The organism is Streptomyces sedi, from assembly GCF_006335015.1.
GTDB classification, from domain to species: Bacteria; Actinomycetota; Actinomycetes; order Streptomycetales; family Streptomycetaceae; genus Streptomyces; species Streptomyces sedi.
Genome location: NZ_VDGT01000007.1, coordinates 275,889 through 292,703, shown reverse-complemented (window position 1 = coordinate 292,703; position 16,815 = coordinate 275,889). Strand labels below are relative to the sequence as shown.

Sequence of the window (16,815 nt, the reverse complement as noted above, 5' to 3'; positions counted from 1 at the left end):
TGATCCCGCCAGCGGCCACCCCGCTTCGGCGTCCGGTCCGGCAACAACGGCTCAACCCGCGCCCACTGCGCATCCGTTAATGGCACACCCAATCCAACGATCAGATGATCCAAACGAAACGCCCTAGCTCGTTCATGCTGAGCGTGTACGAGGCGGCACGCTCGCGCAGCTCTTCATAGTCCATGCGTATCTCTTCGAGAAGGCGCGAGCGTTGGTTCTCAAGCTGCTTTCGGGTTCGACGTATTACCGCCGGCATCCGCACTCCCCTCTGTCCGCAGCCCAGTGAACCAGACGGCACTGTCAACGGCTCCGGTGCCGCACGGTGTTGTCACCCTGTGGCCGACCAGTGCCCGGGGTTCCGGGGCAGGGGCTTGGCTCGGTCGCCGATCGCGTGCGCGACTGGCCTTCGACCGCGAAGGGCCCCCGCCGGCGAGGTGGCGCCGGCGGGGGCCCGTGGGGAACGTGTCCTACCGAATGTGTCGGCCCGTGATCGAGCGGGCGATCACCAGGCGTTGGATCTCGCTGGTGCCCTCGAAGATGGTGTAGATCTTCGCGTCCCGGTACATCCGTTCCACCGGGTGCTCGCGGCTGTAGCCGGCGCCGCCGAGGATCTGGACGGCCTTCTCGGTGGCGGAGACCGCCAGTTCGCCGGCGCGGAGCTTGGACATCGAGCCCTCGCCCGCCGTGAACGGCTTCTCGTTGCGGCCCATCCAGGCCGCGCGCCAGATGAGGAGGCGGACCGCGTCGATCTCGGTGCGCATGTCGGCCAGGGCGAAGGCGATGGACTGGTTTTCGACGATCGGGCGGCCGAACGCGACGCGTTCGCCCGCGTAGTCGAGCGCGTACTCGTACGCCGCCCGCGCGATGCCCAGTGCCTGGGCGCCCACCGTGGGGCGCGAGACCTCGAAGGTGGCCATCGCGGCCTGGCCCTTGCCCCGGCCGCCCTCGTGGGCCTTGGCCAGCCGGCGGTCCAGCCGTTCCTTCCCGCCCAGCAGGCAGGAGCCCGGCACCCGCACCTCGTCCAGGAAGACGTCGGCGGTGTGCGAGGCCCGCAGGCCCAGCTTCTTGATCTTGCGGTTGCCCTCAAGTCCCTTGGTGCCGGGCGGCACGACGAACGCGGCCTGCCCACGGGAGCCCAGGTCGGGGTCGACGGAGGCCACCACGACGTGGACGTTGGCGATGCCGCCGTTGGTGATCCACGCCTTCTGGCCGCTGATCACCCACTCGTCCTTGGCCTCGTCGTAGCGGGCCCGGGTGCGCATGGACGCCACGTCGGAGCCGGCCTCGGGCTCGGAGACGCAGAAGGCCGCCACCTTCGGGTCGTCGGCGTCGCCGAAGCACTGGGGCACCCACTCCACCAGCTGTTCCGAGGTGCCGGCGGCGAAGATGCCGGCGACCGCGAGGGAGGTGCCGAAGAGGGCCATGCCGATGCCGGCGTCACCCCAGAACAGCTCCTCGTTGGCGATCTGGAGGGAGAGCCCCGAGGGGTCGCCGAACATCTCGGCCAGGGACTCGAAGCCGTAGAGGCCGATCTTGGCGGCCTCCTGGATCACCGGCCAGGGGGTGTCCTCGCGTTCGTCCCACTCGGCGGCGGCCGGGCGGACCACGCCGGAGGCGAATCCGTGGACCCACTCGCGCAGGTCGCGCTGTTCCTCGGTCAGGTCGAGGGAGAAACCGCTCATCAGCGCTCAGCCCTTCGGGATGTCGAAGAGGCGGGTGAGCCCGGAGGCGACGCCGATGTCACCGGCGATCCGCACCTTGCGGGTCATGAACATCGTGACCGGGCTGCCGTTGCCGGAGACCAGCTTGAGGAACTCGGCGTCGCCCATCGTCAGGGTGACCCGGGGGTTCGCGGCGTGGGCGCCCTCGCGCGCGGTGCAGGTGCCGTCGGCGATGCTGGTCTCCCAGGTGGCCGTCGACTCGCCGGTGATCTCCCAGCGGATCACGGCGTTGAGCGAGCCCGCGTTCTCCGGGCGGAACTGCCGCTCCATCCGGCTGAAGATCTCGCCCAGCACCCGGGCGCGCAGCTCCCCGCGCATCAGCGCGGTGATCTCCTTGGCCGGCGTCCGCTTCACCAGCTTCGCAAACTCTTCGGGGGTGACCTGCTCGAAGTCGAGCTCGCCGAGTTCGGAACCGCTGTCGGCCATGGTTCGTCCGTCCTTACCGAAGTCGCCAGGCGCCGCTGGCGCGACCTCACTTGCTGTCACAGCTTGGTATCTACTCTGAAGTAGACTTACTGGAAAGTAAGATTAGTCGCGGCGTGGGTAGGCTGACAAGAGTGACCACTGAGAAGACCGGGCGGAGAAGGCTCCCGAGGAGCGTGCGCGAGCGCGAGATCGTCGACGCCGCGCTGCGGGTGTTCGCGCAACGCGGCTACCACGCCGCCGTGGTGGACGAGATCGCCGACCACGCGGGGATCTCCAAGCCGATGGTCTATCTCTACCTGGGTTCCAAGGAGAACCTCTTCGTGGCCTGCGTCAGGCGCTCCTCCCAGGCGCTGGTGACGGCCTTCCGGGAGGCGGCCGACAGCGGCGACGCGCCCGAACTCCGGCTGTGGCGCGGCCTCTCGGCGTTCTTCGCGTTCGTCGCCGAGGACAGGGACAGCTGGGTGATGCTGCACCGCCAGGCGCCCGAGCAGAGCGAGGCGATCACCGCCGAGCTGGAGCAGGCGCGGGAGTCGGTGATGCGCGAGGTCGCCGACCTGGTGCGGCGCGGCATCGACGAGGGCGGGGCCGACGACCGACTGGGCGAGGTGGACGTGGACTTCGTCGCCCAGGCGCTGGTCGGCGCCGCGGACTCGCTCACGGACTGGATGGAGCAGCACCCGCAGGAGGCTCCCGAACGGGTCGCGCTGCGGCTGATGAACATGATCTGGATCGGGATGCGGGACGTGCTCGGCGGCGAGATGTGGTCCCCGCCGCAGGAGTGAGCCGCAGGAGTGAGCCGCCGGATGGGCCGGCGGAGTGAGCCGCAGGCCCGGCCGCGCTCGCGGCCGGACCGTGCGACGACGGGACCGCGCTACGGCGGGGTGATCTCGCCGGCCAGCAGCAACCGCCCGTTCCCGCCGACCAGTTGGAACGCCTGGCCGTCGTCGCTCGCGGCGGCCCTGAACGTCGGCCGGGACGGCAGCGGCGCCGGGGCGCGGAAGCGGACCCGCGCGGTGAACGCCTCGGGCAGCGCCTCGTCCAGGGTGGCCAGCGCCCGGGCCGTGGACCACATGCCGTGCGCGATGGGCCGGCGGAAGCCGAACGGGCGGGCGGTCAGCGGGTGCAGATGGATCGGGTTGCGGTCGCCTGACACGCGCGCGTAGCGCCGGCCCAGGTCGGCCGCCAGCGGCCAACTCTCCTCGCGAAGGGGCGCCTTCAGCTCCGGATCGCTCGACCCCGGACGGGCCTCGCCGCCGGTGCCGCCCGTACCATCCGCGCGGCCGTGCCGGTGGAGATAGGTGCTGGTCGAGCGCCAGACCTCGCCGCCCGCCTCGTCGCTGACGGTGGCGGAGATGTCGAACGCCGTGCCCTTCGGGTGCGGCGCGCCCGGCTTCGCGCGCACCGCCACGCTCAGCCGCTCGTCGACGGTGAGCGGGCGCAGCTGGGTGATCTCGTTGGCCAGATGGACCAGCCCGAGCGGCGGGTGCGGGAAGTCACTCGCCGTCAGCAGCCGCATGGCCAGCGGGAACGCGAACAGGTGCGGATAGGTCGCCGGCAGCCGCCCCGCCGTGGCGGGGGCGGGGAAGCCGCAGACCCGCGCGTACTCCCGCAGCCGCTCCGGTTCGCGCGGCACCGAGGTCAGCCGCAACGTCCGTACCGGCAGCGGCCGTTCGGGGTTCCTGCGGCGGGGGAGCAGCGCCCTGGCGTAGGAGGGGAGCAGCCCGGGCGGGTTGAGGTGGGTCAGGTCGGTGGTCGGCATCGTGACGCGCTCACGCCCCCAGCAGGGCCTGGCCGCAGACCCGCAGCACCTGGCCGTTGACCGCGCCGCTGGCCGGCGACGACAGATAGGCGACCGTCTCGGCCACGTCGATCGGGAGCCCGCCCTGGGCGAGGCTGTTCATCCGACGGCCCGCCTGCCGCACGAAGGTCGGCACCGCCGCCGTCATCCGGGTCTCGATGAAGCCGGGCGCCACCGCGTTGACGGTGATGCCGCGCTCGGCGACCCGGGGCCCCAGCGCGCCGACCAGCCCGACCAGACCGGCCTTGCTCGCCGCGTAGTTGGTCTGCCCCACGTTGCCGGCCAGCCCGCTGATCGAGGAGGTGCAGACGATCCGGGCGCCCGCGCCGAGGTCGGGCAGCAGGGCGTCGGTCAGCCGCTCGACGGCGATCAGGTTCACGTCGAGGACGCTCCGCCAGCGGTCGGCGTCCATCCGGGCCAGCGTCCGGTCCCTGGTGATGCCCGCGTTGTGCACCACGATGTCGGGAACGCCGCCGGTCTCCTCCGTCAGCTGCTCGCGCAGCCGCTCGCCCGCGTCGGGCGCGGTGATGTCCAACGGGACGGCGGCGCCGCCCAGTCGGGTCGCCAGCGCGCGCAGCGGGTCCAGCTGCCCGGGGGTGTCCAGCGCCAGGACCCGGGCGCCGTCCCTGGCCAGGGTCTCCGCGATGGCGGCCCCGATGCCCCTGGCCGCGCCGGTGACCAGCGCCGTGCGGCCGGCCAACGGGCGTTCCCAGTCCGCCGGGTGCGCGCCGGGGTCGTGCGCGGCCAGCCGGATGGTCTGCCCTGAGACGTAGGCGGACCTGGCCGACAGCAGGAAGCGCAGCGTGGACTCCAGCGACTCGGCGCGCTCGGCGCCGGGCGCCAGCAGCACCAGCTGCGCGGTGGCCCCGCCGCGCAGCTCCTTGCCGAGGGAACGGACGAAGCCGTCCAACGCCCGCCGGGCCGCCGCCTCCCCGACCGTGGTCGCGTCCTCGGGCGCCGCGCCGACGATCACGGCCCGGCCGCCGGTGGCCAGCGCGCGGACGCGGGGGTGGAAGAAGGCGTGCAGCTGGTCGAGTTCGGCGGCCGAGGCGATGCCGGTGGCGTCGAAGACCAGCGCGGCCGGCCGCTCGGCGTTCTCCTCCACCCGGGCGTCGCAGGATTCGAGCGCGGCGCGCAGCGCCTTCTCCGCGTGGCCGCCCTCGGCTCTGCCCAGCACCACGGGTCCCGCGGCCACGGGGGCGCCGGGGCGGTGACGGGGCAGTACGACGGGGCGCGGCAGTCCCAGTCGGCGGACCACCCGGGCGCCCACCCGGCCGGTGGCGAAGGCGAGATAGCGATCGGCCATTGATTTCCTCCCTACTCCCGGGTAAGTCTACTGGCACGTTAAACGGCCGGAGGCGTCCACCACAAGGGGAGGCGCCGAGGGCGTCATCGTCGCCCGACCGTGCCTCCCGGCGCGGTCGACCGGCACAGGACAGCAGCGCGAAGGAGCTACCAGCATGACCCCGACAGGGCGCAGGGTGGCCGTCATCGGCGGAAACCGCATCCCGTTCGCCCGCTCCGACGGCCCCTACGCCGCCGCCTCCAACCAGGAGATGCTCTCCGCCGCGCTCGGCGGCCTCGTCGAGCGGTTCGGACTGCGGGGCGCGCTGCTGGGGGAGTTCGTGGCGGGCGCGGTGATCAAGCACAGCAGGGACTTCAACCTCGCCAGGGAGACGGTGCTCGGCAGCGCGCTCGACCGGCGCACGCCCGCCTTCGACGTGCAGCAGGCGTGCGGCACCGGCCTGGAGGCGGTCATCCTCGTCGCCAACAAGATCGCCCTCGGCCAGATCGACGTCGGCGTCGCCGGCGGCGTGGACACCGCGAGCGACGTGCCGCTGGCGCTCAACGACCGGCTGCGGCAGGTGCTGTTGCGCACCCGCAGGGCCAAGGGCCTGGGCGGCAGGGCCCGTTCGCTCGCCGGACTGCGCCCCGGGCAACTGGTGCCGGAGATCCCGCGCAACGCCGAGCCGCGCACCGGGCTGTCCATGGGCGAACAGGCGGCCCGCACCGCCGCCGAGTGGAACGTGACCCGCGAGGCGCAGGACCTGCTCGCCGCCACCAGCCACCAGCGGCTCGCCGCCGCCTGGGACGACGGCTTCTTCGGCGACCTGGTGACCCCGTTCCAGGGGCTGGCGCGCGACCAGAACCTGCGCCCGGACAGCACGCCCGAGCGGCTCGCCAGGCTCCGCCCGGTCTTCGGCCTCGACGGGCCCGCACCCACCATGACCGCGGGCAACTCCACCCCGCTCACCGACGGCGCGGCCACCGTCCTGCTGGCCAGCGAGGAGTGGGCCAGGGAGCGCGACCTCCCGGTGCTGGCCTACCTCACCCACGCCCGCACCGGCGCGGTCGACTTCGTCGACGGGCCCGACGGGCTGCTGTCGGCGCCCGCGCAGGTGGTGCCCCGGCTGCTGGAGGCCGCCGCGCTGGACCTGGCCGACGTCGACTACGTCGAGATGCACGAGGCGTTCGCCTCCCAGGTGCTGGCCACGCTCGCCGCCTGGGAGGACGCCGACTTCGGCAGGCGCAGGCTGGAACGCGAGGGCCCGCTGGGCACGGTGGACAGGGAACGGCTCAACGTCCACGGCTCCTCGCTCGCCACCGGCCACCCCTTCGCGGCCACCGGCGCCCGGATCGTGCCCACCCTGGCCAAGATCCTGCACCGCGCGGCGGCCGAGCGCCCCGAGGGCGGCGAGCCGGTGCGCGGGCTGGTCTCCGTCTGCGCGGCCGGCGGCCTGGGGGTGACCGCGTTGCTGGAGAGCTGAGACCCCCGGCCGCGCGCCGGGCGGGCGGCCGACAGAGAAGAGACCGGAGCAGGTGCCGGGCGGTGCCGGGCGGTGCCGGGCAGTGACGAGGCGAAGCGGGAAGCGGGAGCACACATGAGCGTCAGGCGGGACATGAAACGCGTGCGGGCGCACGGCCGTTGGGCCGACCGCGCGGTGCCCGAACTGGTCACCGACGCCGAGGGCGGGGTGCGCGAGGCCAGGACACCACCGCTGGTGGAGCCGCCCACCGAGGGGTCGATCGCGGACATACCGTTCCTCAACGCGGCACGGGACCCCGAGGCGGAGGTCATGCGCCGCAAGGTCGAGGGGCGGTGGGTGCCGGTGACGGCCGCCGCGTTCGCCGCCGAGGTCAGCGCCGTGGCCAGGGGCCTGGTCGCGGCCGGCCTGCCGGAAGGCGGCCGGGTCGCGCTGATGTCCCGCACCCGCTACGAGTGGGCCGTCCTCGACTTCGCCGTCTGGGCGGCCGGCGGCCAGAGCGTCCCGGTCTACCCGACCGCGTCCGCCGACCAACTCGCCTGGCAGCTCGCCGACTCCGGCGCCACCCAGCTGGTGCTGGAGTCAGCCGAGCACGTCGAGACCGCCGAACGCGCCACCGCCGACCTCCCCGAACGCCCGCGCGTCTGGCGGCTGGACGAGGGGGCGCTGGAGGAGCTGACCGAACTCGGCCGCGCCACACCCGAGTCGGAGATCACCGCGCGCCGCGCCGCGCTCACCCCCGACACCCCGGCCACCCTCACCTACACCTCCGGCACCACGGGGCGGCCCAAGGGCTGCGTGCTCACCCACGCCAACCTGGACGCGGAGACCGCCAACCTCACCGAGCTGCTGATCCCGGTCTTCGAGGAGGTCACCCGCGAGCGGCCCACCACCCTGATCTTCCTGCCGCTGGCCCACATCCTCGGCCGCACCATCCAGATCGCCTGCGTGCGGGGGCGGGTGGTCATCGGCCACTGTCCCAGCGTGAAACCGGACGAGCTGCGCCCCGAACTGGCCTCGTTCCAGCCGACGTTCGTCGTGGGGGTGCCCTATCTCTTCGAGAAGATCCACGAGACGGGCCGGGCCACCGCCGAACGCATGGGCCGGGGCGCCTCGTTCGAACGCGCCGACCGCATCGCCGTCGCCTGGGCGCGGGCCGAGCTGGACGCCTACTTCGGGCGCGGCCCGGGGCCCGGGCTCGGGCTGCGCGCCGCCAAGGCCCTCTACGACCTGCTGGTCTACCGCCGCGTCAGGACCGCGCTCGGCGGCCGGCTGCGGTACGCGATCAGCGGCGGCTCGCCGCTCGACGAGCGGATGAGCCTGTTCTTCTTCGGCTGCGGCGTGCTGATCTACGAGGGCTACGGCCTCACCGAGACCACCTCGGCCGCCACCCTCAACCCGCCCCTCACCCCGCGCTTCGGCACCGTCGGCCAACCCGTCCCCGGCACCGCCGTCCGCATCGACGACGACGGCGAGGTCCGGATCTCCGGCGGCATCGTCTTCGGCTCCTACTGGGGCAACGAGGACGCGACCGGAGAGGCGCTGAACGACGGCTGGTTCCACACCGGCGACCTGGGCCGGCTGGACCGCGACGGCTATCTGACCATCACCGGCCGCAAGAAGGACCTGCTGATCACCAGCGGCGGCAAGAACGTCTCGCCCAGCGTCCTGGAGGACCGGCTGCGCGGGCGCCCCCTGGTCGGCCAGTGCATGGCGGTCGGCGACGGCCGCTCCTACGTCGCCGCGCTGATCACCCTCGAACCGGAGGCCAGGGAGCACTGGCTGTCCGTCCGCAAACGCCCGCTGGACACCCCGGTCGCCGAACTGGCCAAGGACCCCGAGATCCTGGCGGACCTGCAACGTTCCGTGGACTACGCCAACGAGGCGGTCTCGCGGGCCGAGTCGATCCGCAGGTTCGTCGTGGTCGACGGCGAGTTCACCGAGGAGAACGGGATGCTGACGCCCTCGCTGAAGATCCGCAGGCAGGCGGTGGCCGCCGCCTACGCGGAGGAGATCGAGGCGCTCTACTCCTGAACGGGCCTCTCCTCCCGAAGCCGCTTCCCCACCCCCCGTCGCTGTGCGGGAAGTGTGGGGAACTGTTCCCCGTCGGGCAAGGGTTCCCCTCGCCGCCTCCACGGCGGGGGCACTCGTTCCGTTTGCGCCGAGTCCTGGTCGAGTCTGAAGTGGGTTGATGAACAGACCAGTTGACGCCCTGACGCGGTCGCTGTTATGGCCTAACATTCGGCCGGGGCTCACGCACTGTCCCGGAGGTGCCCCTGACGGTGATTGATTGCGTGCGAAGGACATTCGGCATGGCTGAGCACGGCACGGACACCCTGGCCTGGCGCAAGAGCAGTTACAGCGGTGCTTCCGGCGGGGACTGCCTTGAGGTCGCCCGGGTCCGAGGGGGGCTGGTCCCGCTTCGGGACAGCAAACGGGCGGGCGGACCGGTCGTCGCGGTGTCGATGGCGGCCTGGAGCGCCTTCGTCGGCGCGGTCGACCACGACGGCCCGTGCGGCGACGGCTGAACGCTCCGCACCCGGGGCGGGGGGCAACAATATGCCGCGAGGGGGCGGCGTTTGTCATTCGTTCGGTGGAACGGCCGGCGTAGCGGGGGAGTCGGGAGGGCGGCGACCAGAAGGATACGGTCGTGCCAGACGACGTGCTCAACGCCTTCCCGTTCTTCCCCCGCCACCGGGCCGTTCCCCCGCTGACCCTCCGGCAGCCGGCCTGCGGCCGGTGCGGTCGGGCGCTGTGGCCCGACGTCACCGTGCCCGGCCGGCCGCCGGTGTGGGCCTGCCCGTTCTGCGGCACACCCGAGGGGCGGTTCTGGCACCCGCACCACGGGCGTCGCTGCCCCCACGGCTACCCGTGGCCGCTGCTGCGCGACACCCCGGCGCGGCTCTTCATCTGCTACTGAGCGGCCCCGCCGCCGCGGTCGACCCGGAGTGTTTCCTCTCCGTGGGCCGGACGTCCCGTGCGGCCGTGCCGGGGGCGTCGCGCTGGGACGGCGTCGATGCCTGGGAGCCGTAGAGGAGTTGGCCGTCGTGGTCGAGGGGGCGGCGCAATGGACGATCTCCTGGCGGCTGTGGCGGTCGACGTCGGCGGACGGGGAGGGAGGCCCCGGCTGCTGCGACAGCACTGGTCTCACACCGCCCGGTGCGGTAGCCTCTCGCGCCGGACTTCGCCCACCCCGAGGGTCCGCAGGCGTGAGCCTCCTGCCAGGACCTGGGAGAGAAGCGGCCCGGGCAGGAGGCGGGAAGCCCGCCGTGTCCTCCGCGTGGGAACTCGCGGGACCGTCCTGACACGGCGGGGGTCTTGAGGAGCCGCGTCAGTCGGTCACGTCTTTGCCCTGGAAGCCGTGAGCCCGCACGTCTTGGACGGGCGCGGCGTTGAGGACGTTGACGAGCTTCTTCACCTCGTCACCCCGGAGTGATCCGAGGCTGACCACCACCGAGTCGGTGTTGGTCAAGTACATTTCCATGTACCGGGAGTCCACGCCGATATCGAGCAGTCGAATACTGTGGCGGCGAACGGCCTTCTCCAACTCGGCGACCAACTGAAGAGGGTCCTCCGCGTCGAACTTCAGGTGGATCTCGTCGTCGCGCAGATAGAGCATCATCGGGTTACTTCCTTGTGGTTCAGCGAGCCGTGACGCGGACGGAGCGAAGGTGTTCCGGGGTAACGGACCACTCGCGACCCCCGCCTTCCGGGTGGACCAACGCACCTCCTCCGCCGGGAAGGACGGTGCCCATGAAGACACCGGGGCGCCCCCGGGGCGGTATCGGCAACTCGCGTTCCCGCAGTCGGCAGTTCACGGGTAGTGTCACTCATGACTGCCTGCCTCCTCCGCTTCACAGGTGGTCCAATCCCCGGGCCGTAACGCCACGGTCGCGGGGCTCTTGTCACCGAGTCATGCTTCCGATCCCGCTCGTCACGCGGAAGTTGACTGGGGGTGACTACCGTCGAAGGGCCGACAGTCAATCCGTAGAGGTTCACCATGAGCGACTTCGCTGATCTTGCCCGTAGGGCTCTACGGGACAGCGGCTACTCCGAGAAGGCCGCCTCTCGCGCCATGAACTACGACTCCGCCTATCTGTCCAGGGTTCTCAACGGGAAGCAACGCCCCTCCCGTCGGATGGCGCTGGCTATCGACAAGCTTGTCCAGGCGGATGGCGCCTTGGCCGCCACGGTCCTTGACGCGGACGACAGTGAGCGAGTGAGGAGAAGCGCGGCCACGCCGTCTCGCCTGGACGCGCGAACGGTTGACGCTCTCGCTGACGTGCTGGCCGCATACCGGCGGCTCGACGATGTGGCCCAGCCGAAGTCGGTCACCCCCGCGACCATGGCGCAGATGCGACAGGTGACCCGACTGCTGAGGGAGGCGCGGGGGCCCCACCGGGAAAGGCTGGCCGAAGTCGTTTCGGAGTGGGTGCAGTTCGCGGGATGGATGCTCGCCCAGTCCCGGAAGGACGGCGAGGCGGTCACGTTGCTCAACGACGCGCTGGAAATCGCCGATGAGATCGGGAATGGCACTCTGGCAGCGCAAGCCCTGAACTTCAAGGGCTACATCGCCCGACAACAGGGCAAGCCGCATGGGATCGCCCGCTGGTTCGCAGCCGCGGCGAGCACACCGGGCGCGCATCCGGCCCAACGGATCGGGGACTACCTCCAGGCAGCGGCGGGAATGGCCACCATGGGTGAGACGGGCGCGTCCCTGCGCCTGGTGGAGGACGCGGAAAGGCTGACAGACAGAGCTGCCGCTCTCCCCCCACCTGATACCGCCTACTGGCTGACCCCCGCGTTCAACCGGATCAATATGGGGCTTTGCACGCTGGAACTCGGGCGGTACAGCGAAGCTGTCGACCATCTCCGATCCGGACTGGCCGGCCTCCCCTCAGAGTTCCAGAACGCTCCTTGGTCACAGGAGCACAAGAGCGCCTTGCGGCGGGCCAGGGAAGCGATGTAGACCACGCGGCCCCTGCTCTTCAGGGAATTCCGTCCGTGGCCGAGCCCCCGAACAGCCATCTCGTTCGGGGGCTCCCTCATGCCTGGATCGCGGTTGTGGGGTCGCCGTCACGGACGCCCGTCGAGCAACGGCGTCGGCGGTGGTTCAACAGCTGTTGTCGGCGCTGTTCTGGAAGGTGACGCTGATCGACACGTTCTCGCCGCAGGGGTTCTCGGTGAGCGCGGAGTCGATCAGGGTGAAGTTGCTGAGGGTGATGTCGCGGTTGTTGGCGAACTCGGTGCGGGCCGCGAGCCGCACCTCCCCGCCGCCGGAGACGGTGCCTCCCTGGCTGGCGACGGTCACGTTGTAGCAGTTCTCGATGAGGATGGCGTTGTTGCCGGTGTCGGCGATGTCGACCCGGTCGATGACCGCGCCGCCGCTCTCCGAGACGCAGAAGATCCCGCGCCCGCCGCCCCTGGCGATCACCTCGCCGACGTGGATGTTGGTCTGGTAGCCGTTGAGGGCGCCGTTGCGGTTGGCCATCCGGAACGCGGCGTAGCCGGTGCCGGTCGCGACGTCGGTGGCGTTGATCGTGCCGATGTCGGCGTTGACCGTGTCGTTCAGCAGCAGCGCGGACTCGCCGACGGAGGAGGCGGTGATGGTGCCGGCGGTGAAGCCGTCCACGCCGTAGGTCTCCACGGCGTGGCTGCCGGCGCCCGAGATGGTGGCCGATCCCAGGCTGACGTTGGTGGTGCGCTGGCCGGTGTCGCGGTGGTTGTCCACGCGGATGCCGAGGCCGCCGTCGAGTTCCATGGTGATGTCGCCCATCGCCACGTCGTGCGAGTTCTGCACGAAGATGCCGAAGTACGGGGCGCCGTGCATGTTCTCGACGAACGGGATCGCCACGTCGCGCGCGTCGCGCACCCGGATCGGGGCGTGGGTGGCGGCCATCTGGCCGGTGACGTCGAGCGTGCCGCAGACCTCAAGCGAGGTGTGGCTCGGCAGGTCGAGCGACTGGTCGGCCGGCACCTCTCCGGAGCCGCGCACGACCACGGACTCGATGTCGGTGCGGCCCTCGGTGAGGCTGGCGACGCCGGCGCGCATGGCCTCCAGCATCGAACCCCCGCTGTAGCCGGGGGCGTTCCAGGTGTCGCCGTCCCGCGTCACCTCGGCGTCGTAAGCGCCGTCGCCGCAGGCCAACGGGGAGGGGTCGGCGGCCCGTGGGGTGCCGTCGGCCTCGCCGGCCAGTGCGGTGGCGGCACCGCCGGAGGCGAGTAAGACCGCCAACCCGGCGGCCCACAGCGCGAATCCGCGCCTGCGGGGGCGTGCGGCTCTGCTTCCCATCGCTAGCTCCTGAGTGGGGGAGGGGAGTCCCAGGGCGCCGCGGTGGAACCGAATACGGTGAATCGATTCAGTCGATGCGACGCCGCTGGTACTCCGGTGAGGGGTGCTGGGGGGTGTGTGCTCGACGCGAGTGCCTTGGAGGCCCTCGCGGCTTGGCAGTATGGCAACGGGGTGGGGGTCGGTCAATGACTCCGACGAGGGTCGTCGTTGTTGAAACGTTTGTGGTGCGCGGGTGTTCTTCGGGGCGCGGATCCGGTCGGCGACTGAGGTGGCCAACGTGGCCCGCCGGGCGCGGAGTTGGTGCGCCGTCTCCGCCGTCGGTCTGGCCGCGCGGGATCGAGGGGCGCGAGCGGCTTCGGGGTCCGCCGGCCGCGGCGCCGGGTGGTGCGGCTCGGAGGTGTGGGCGCCGGCCAGCCGGCGCCCGCGCTCGGCCAGGTCGCGTGGCCGGGGAGGGCGGGGTGGCGCGGGGGTGCCGAGGGTAGGGTCTGGGAGGCCGAAAGCGCTTTCTCTGGAGGCGATCCACCGTGGCTCCGCCGGTAGCCCCGCTCGAACACCGATACCGGGGCGAGCACCCGGTCCGTACCCTCGTCTGGCTACTCCGCCCCGACCGTTGGAGGATCGCCCTCGCCTGCGTGGTCTTCACCGTGAAGCACAGCCCGATCTGGCTGCTGCCGTTGACCACCGCCGCCATCGTGGACACCGTGGTGGACCACCTGCCGATCGGCAACCTCTGGTCAAGCGTGGGCGTCGTACTGGTAATCCTGCTGGTCAACTTTCCACTTCACCTGCTCTGGGTGCGCCTCATGTTCGGCAGCGTGCGGCGCATGGGTACCGGGCTGCGCTCCGCGCTCTGCACCCGGATGCAGCAGTTGTCCATCGGCTACCACAACCGCGTCAGCGCGGGTGTGCTCCAGGCGAAGGTCGTGCGCGACGTCGAGACCATCGAGCAGATGGTGCAGCAGACCACCGAGATGGGGCTCGGCGCCTCGACGGTGCTGATCGGCGGGCTGATCATCATCGGCCTGCGGGCGCCCGAGTTCCTGCCGATCTTCCTGGTCGTGGTCCCGTGCGCCGCGCTGCTGGTGATGCGGATGCGGCTGCGACTGCGCAGCCGCAACGAGCACTTCCGGCGCGACGTGGAGCAACTCTCCTCGCGTGTCGCCGAGATGACCCGGCTGATCTCGGTCACCCGGGCGCACGGCCTGGAGGACAACGCGATGCGCCGCATGAACGGCACCCTGCGGCGGGTGCTGGACTCGGCGCTCCGCCTCGACCTGATCAACGGCCGTGTCGCCTCGGCCTCCTGGGTCTTTCTGAACATCCTGGGCCTGTCCTTCCTCACCGGCGCCGCGCTGGTCGCCTACTACGAGGTGTGGGACGTGACCCCGGGCGACGTGGTGATGCTCAGCGCGTTTCTCACCACCCTGACCAACTCGACGACCACGCTGCTCTCGCTGGTGCCGGTGATCACCAAGGGGCTGGAGTCGGTCCGTTCGGTCGGGGAGGTGCTCCAGGCGCCGGCGCTTGAGGAGAACCAGGGCAAGGCCGAGGTCACCGACGTGCGGGGCGCCTTCACCTTCGACGACGTCTCCTTCGGCTACGAGGACGACGGCGAACGGACCGCGGTGCGGGGGATGGACCTGGCCGTCGCGCCCGGTGAGACCATCGCGCTGGTCGGCGCCTCCGGCGCGGGCAAGTCGACGGTGCTGAACCTGCTCATCGGCTTCCACCGCCCCAGCAGCGGCCGACTGCTCCTGGACGGCGTCGACATGAGCGGGCTCGACCTGCGGACCTACCGCCGCTTCGTCTCGGTGGTGCCGCAGGAGTCGATCCTCTTCGAGGGCACCGTCAGCGAGAACGTCGCCTACGGCATGGAGGACGCCGACGAGACGGTGGTGCGGGAGGCGCTGGCGGCGGCCAACGCGCTGGAGTTCGTCGACCGGCTGCCCGGCGGGCTGGACGCCGTGGTGGGCGAGCACGGCGCGCGGCTCTCCGGCGGGCAGCGCCAACGGCTCGCGATCGCCAGGGCGTTGATCCGCGACCCGCGCGTGCTGATCCTCGACGAGGCGACCTCCGCGCTCGACACCCGCTCGGAGGCGCTGGTGCAGGAGGCCCTGGGGCGGTTGGTCGCCGGGCGCACCACCTTCGTGGTGGCGCACCGGCTCTCGACGATCAGGGGCGCCGACCGGATCGTGGTGATGGACGGCGGGGAGATCGTGGAGACCGGCACCCACGAGGAGCTGCTGGAGCGCGACGGCCCCTATGCCGCGCTCCAGGCCGGGCAGTCGCGGTGAACGACGGGGCCGCCCGCCGGGCGGCCCCGGTCAGCGCGCCGCGCGGCGCTGGCGGGCGGCCTCGTAGAGGACCACGCTGGCGGCGTTGGCCGCGTTGAGCGAACTGGCCGAGCCCGTCATCGGGATGGAGACCAGCACGTCGCAGCGGTCACGCCAGGCGGCGCTGAGGCCGCGGGTCTCGTTGCCGACGAGCATCAGCACGGGGCCGGTCAGGTCGCAGTCGTCGACCGGGACCGTGCCGCTCTCGTCGGTGCCGACCACGGTCACCGGCCGGTCCTTCGGCGCGGTCCCGGCGAGCCAGTCGAGCACCTCGCGGTGGCCCGGGGCGCGCACGACGGGGAGGGCGAAGAGCGAACCCGTGCTCGCCCGCACCGACTTGGGGTCGTAGACGTCGGCGGCATGGCCGGTCACCACCAGCCCGGAGGCGCCGAAGGCGTCCGCCGAACGGATCAGGCTGCCGATGTTCCCGGGGCTGGTGGGGCGGTCGAAGACCACGCCGAGAAAGGAACCCGCGTCGGGGCCCGCGAACGGGATGCGGGAGAGGTCGTCCGGCGGCAGCTCTGCGACGGCGATCAACTCGGGCGGGCCCTCGTCCTTCTCGCCCAGCTCGGCGAGCAGCTCGGGTGCCATGGCCACGCGCTCGGCCGGCACCTCGGCCAGCAGCCGGCCCGCCCAGCCGGTCGGGGGGCGGTCGGCGTCGTGGAGCAGGGTCCTGACACGCCAGCCGCGCTCCACCGCGAGGGAGATGGGGCGCACGCCCTGCACCAGGAACTCGCCGGCGCGCTGCCGCTTGGTGCGGTTGGTCAGCTGCGCCTGCCACTGCTGGAACGCCGCGTTCCTGGTCGTGATCCGCCGCACCGCCACCTGGTCCCGCCCTCGAAGAGTCCGCCCTGCCGGGGGCCGAGGCTACACGGCGGCACGACCGCCCCGCCCGCCGCCCGCCGCCCCCGGCGCGGGGTCACTTCTTCTTGTCGTCGCCGAGCTTCTCCACCGCGTCCTGCGTCTTGTCGACGGCGGAGTCGATCTTGTCGCTGTGCTTGCCGCCGGTCTTGTTGTCGACGAAGTCGCCGACCTTCTCCACGCCGTCGGCGATCTTGTCGCCGTGCTGCCCGGCGATCTCGGCGGCCTTGCCCTTGAGGTTCTTGAAGGCTCCGAACATGTGGGTTCCCTTCCGTGCTCACCCGGAACTGCCTGGTCACCCATGATTCCATGCCTCGTCGGCAGGGCGGGACGCCGGTCGTGGCGCCCTACGACTCGTAGCCCTCGACCTCGCGGGCGGGACGGGTGGTCGCCGTGTTCGGGTCGGTGCCGAACTCGTCGCGGGCCCGCCGCTGGCGCAGCAGGTCCCAGCACTGGTCGAGCCGGGCCTCCAGGTCGTTCAGGCGCACCCGCTCGTCCGTGCCGAGGCCGTGTCCCGTGGAGCGGTCCCTGAGGGCCCGCTCCTCGGCGACCAGCTCGTCGACGCGGGCGAGGATGTCCTTGTCGTCCATGGCATCAGCGTAGGTCGGCCCGCCGGGGT

At 71.8% G+C, this 16,815-nt stretch carries 16 protein-coding genes; 7 read left to right on the top strand and 9 right to left on the bottom strand.

The genetic code is table 11. The annotated features are described in order from the left end of the window. Positions 1-467: 467 nt before the first annotated feature. Complete coding sequence (locus FH715_RS12285; RefSeq protein WP_139644400.1) at positions 468-1,682, bottom strand: acyl-CoA dehydrogenase family protein; 1,215 nt, start codon at positions 1,680-1,682, stop codon at positions 468-470. 6 nt (positions 1,683-1,688) lie between these two features. Next, entirely contained in the window at positions 1,689-2,147 is a 459-nt protein-coding gene (locus tag FH715_RS12280) for an SCP2 sterol-binding domain-containing protein (RefSeq protein ID WP_139644398.1), read from the bottom strand. A gap of 131 nt (positions 2,148-2,278) precedes the next feature. Here FH715_RS12280 and FH715_RS12275 point away from each other — a divergent pair, with 131 nt between their 5' ends. Continuing rightward, positions 2,279-2,929 (top strand): TetR/AcrR family transcriptional regulator, encoded by a 651-nt coding sequence (locus tag FH715_RS12275; protein ID WP_139644396.1) that lies wholly within the window; start codon positions 2,279-2,281, stop codon positions 2,927-2,929. 89 nt (positions 2,930-3,018) lie between these two features. On the opposite strand, the gene FH715_RS12270 is transcribed toward FH715_RS12275, so the two are convergent. Beyond that, complete coding sequence (locus FH715_RS12270) at positions 3,019-3,906, bottom strand: MaoC family dehydratase (RefSeq protein ID WP_139644394.1); 888 nt, start codon at positions 3,904-3,906, stop codon at positions 3,019-3,021. Positions 3,907-3,916: 10 nt separating this feature from the next. After that, on the bottom strand, positions 3,917-5,251 hold the full coding sequence (locus tag FH715_RS12265; protein ID WP_139644392.1) for a 3-oxoacyl-ACP reductase: 1,335 nt from the start codon (positions 5,249-5,251) through the stop codon (positions 3,917-3,919). A gap of 154 nt (positions 5,252-5,405) precedes the next feature. Here FH715_RS12265 and FH715_RS12260 point away from each other — a divergent pair, with 154 nt between their 5' ends. The 4 genes from FH715_RS12260 (at position 5,406) to FH715_RS12245 (ending at position 9,630) form a co-directional block, all read left to right on the top strand. Then, positions 5,406-6,713 (top strand): acetyl-CoA C-acetyltransferase, encoded by a 1,308-nt coding sequence (locus FH715_RS12260; RefSeq protein WP_139644390.1) that lies wholly within the window; start codon positions 5,406-5,408, stop codon positions 6,711-6,713. A gap of 114 nt (positions 6,714-6,827) precedes the next feature. After that, complete coding sequence (locus FH715_RS12255) at positions 6,828-8,744, top strand: AMP-dependent synthetase/ligase (RefSeq protein WP_139644388.1); 1,917 nt, start codon at positions 6,828-6,830, stop codon at positions 8,742-8,744. Between the two features lie 278 nt (positions 8,745-9,022). Then, positions 9,023-9,238, top strand: a complete 216-nt coding sequence (locus FH715_RS12250) for a DUF397 domain-containing protein (protein ID WP_139644386.1) — start codon at positions 9,023-9,025, stop codon at positions 9,236-9,238. Positions 9,239-9,360: 122 nt separating this feature from the next. Beyond that, entirely contained in the window at positions 9,361-9,630 is a 270-nt protein-coding gene (locus FH715_RS12245) for a hypothetical protein (protein WP_097232451.1), read from the top strand. Between the two features lie 411 nt (positions 9,631-10,041). Here FH715_RS12245 and FH715_RS12240 read toward each other — a convergent pair whose 3' ends face one another. Then, positions 10,042-10,332, bottom strand: a complete 291-nt coding sequence (locus FH715_RS12240; protein WP_139644384.1) for a hypothetical protein — start codon at positions 10,330-10,332, stop codon at positions 10,042-10,044. A 378-nt stretch (positions 10,333-10,710) separates the two neighbouring features. On the opposite strand from FH715_RS12240, the gene FH715_RS12235 reads away from it, so the two are divergent. Beyond that, the gene (locus FH715_RS12235; RefSeq protein WP_139644383.1) at positions 10,711-11,679 is read left to right on the top strand and encodes an NsdA family TPR-like regulatory protein; all 969 of its coding nucleotides are present in this window, start codon (positions 10,711-10,713) and stop codon (positions 11,677-11,679) included. Between the two features lie 144 nt (positions 11,680-11,823). Here the strand turns inward: FH715_RS12235 and FH715_RS12230 are convergent, their stop codons facing one another. Continuing rightward, positions 11,824-13,002: a right-handed parallel beta-helix repeat-containing protein gene (locus FH715_RS12230; RefSeq protein WP_139644381.1), complete on the bottom strand. Its 1,179-nt coding sequence runs from the start codon at positions 13,000-13,002 to the stop codon at positions 11,824-11,826. 524 nt (positions 13,003-13,526) lie between these two features. On the opposite strand from FH715_RS12230, the gene FH715_RS12225 reads away from it, so the two are divergent. Then, a complete protein-coding gene (locus FH715_RS12225; protein ID WP_139644379.1) occupies positions 13,527-15,296 on the top strand; it encodes an ABC transporter ATP-binding protein in 1,770 nt (589 codons plus the stop codon). A 30-nt stretch (positions 15,297-15,326) separates the two neighbouring features. On the opposite strand, the gene FH715_RS12220 is transcribed toward FH715_RS12225, so the two are convergent. The 3 genes from FH715_RS12220 to FH715_RS12210 form a co-directional block, all read right to left on the bottom strand. Further along, the gene (locus FH715_RS12220; protein ID WP_139644376.1) at positions 15,327-16,160 is read right to left on the bottom strand and encodes a TrmH family RNA methyltransferase; all 834 of its coding nucleotides are present in this window, start codon (positions 16,158-16,160) and stop codon (positions 15,327-15,329) included. 94 nt (positions 16,161-16,254) lie between these two features. Beyond that, entirely contained in the window at positions 16,255-16,455 is a 201-nt protein-coding gene (locus FH715_RS12215) for an antitoxin (protein ID WP_139644374.1), read from the bottom strand. Positions 16,456-16,543: 88 nt separating this feature from the next. Then, the gene (locus FH715_RS12210; protein WP_139644373.1) at positions 16,544-16,786 is read right to left on the bottom strand and encodes a DUF2630 family protein; all 243 of its coding nucleotides are present in this window, start codon (positions 16,784-16,786) and stop codon (positions 16,544-16,546) included. Positions 16,787-16,815: the final 29 nt, after the last annotated feature.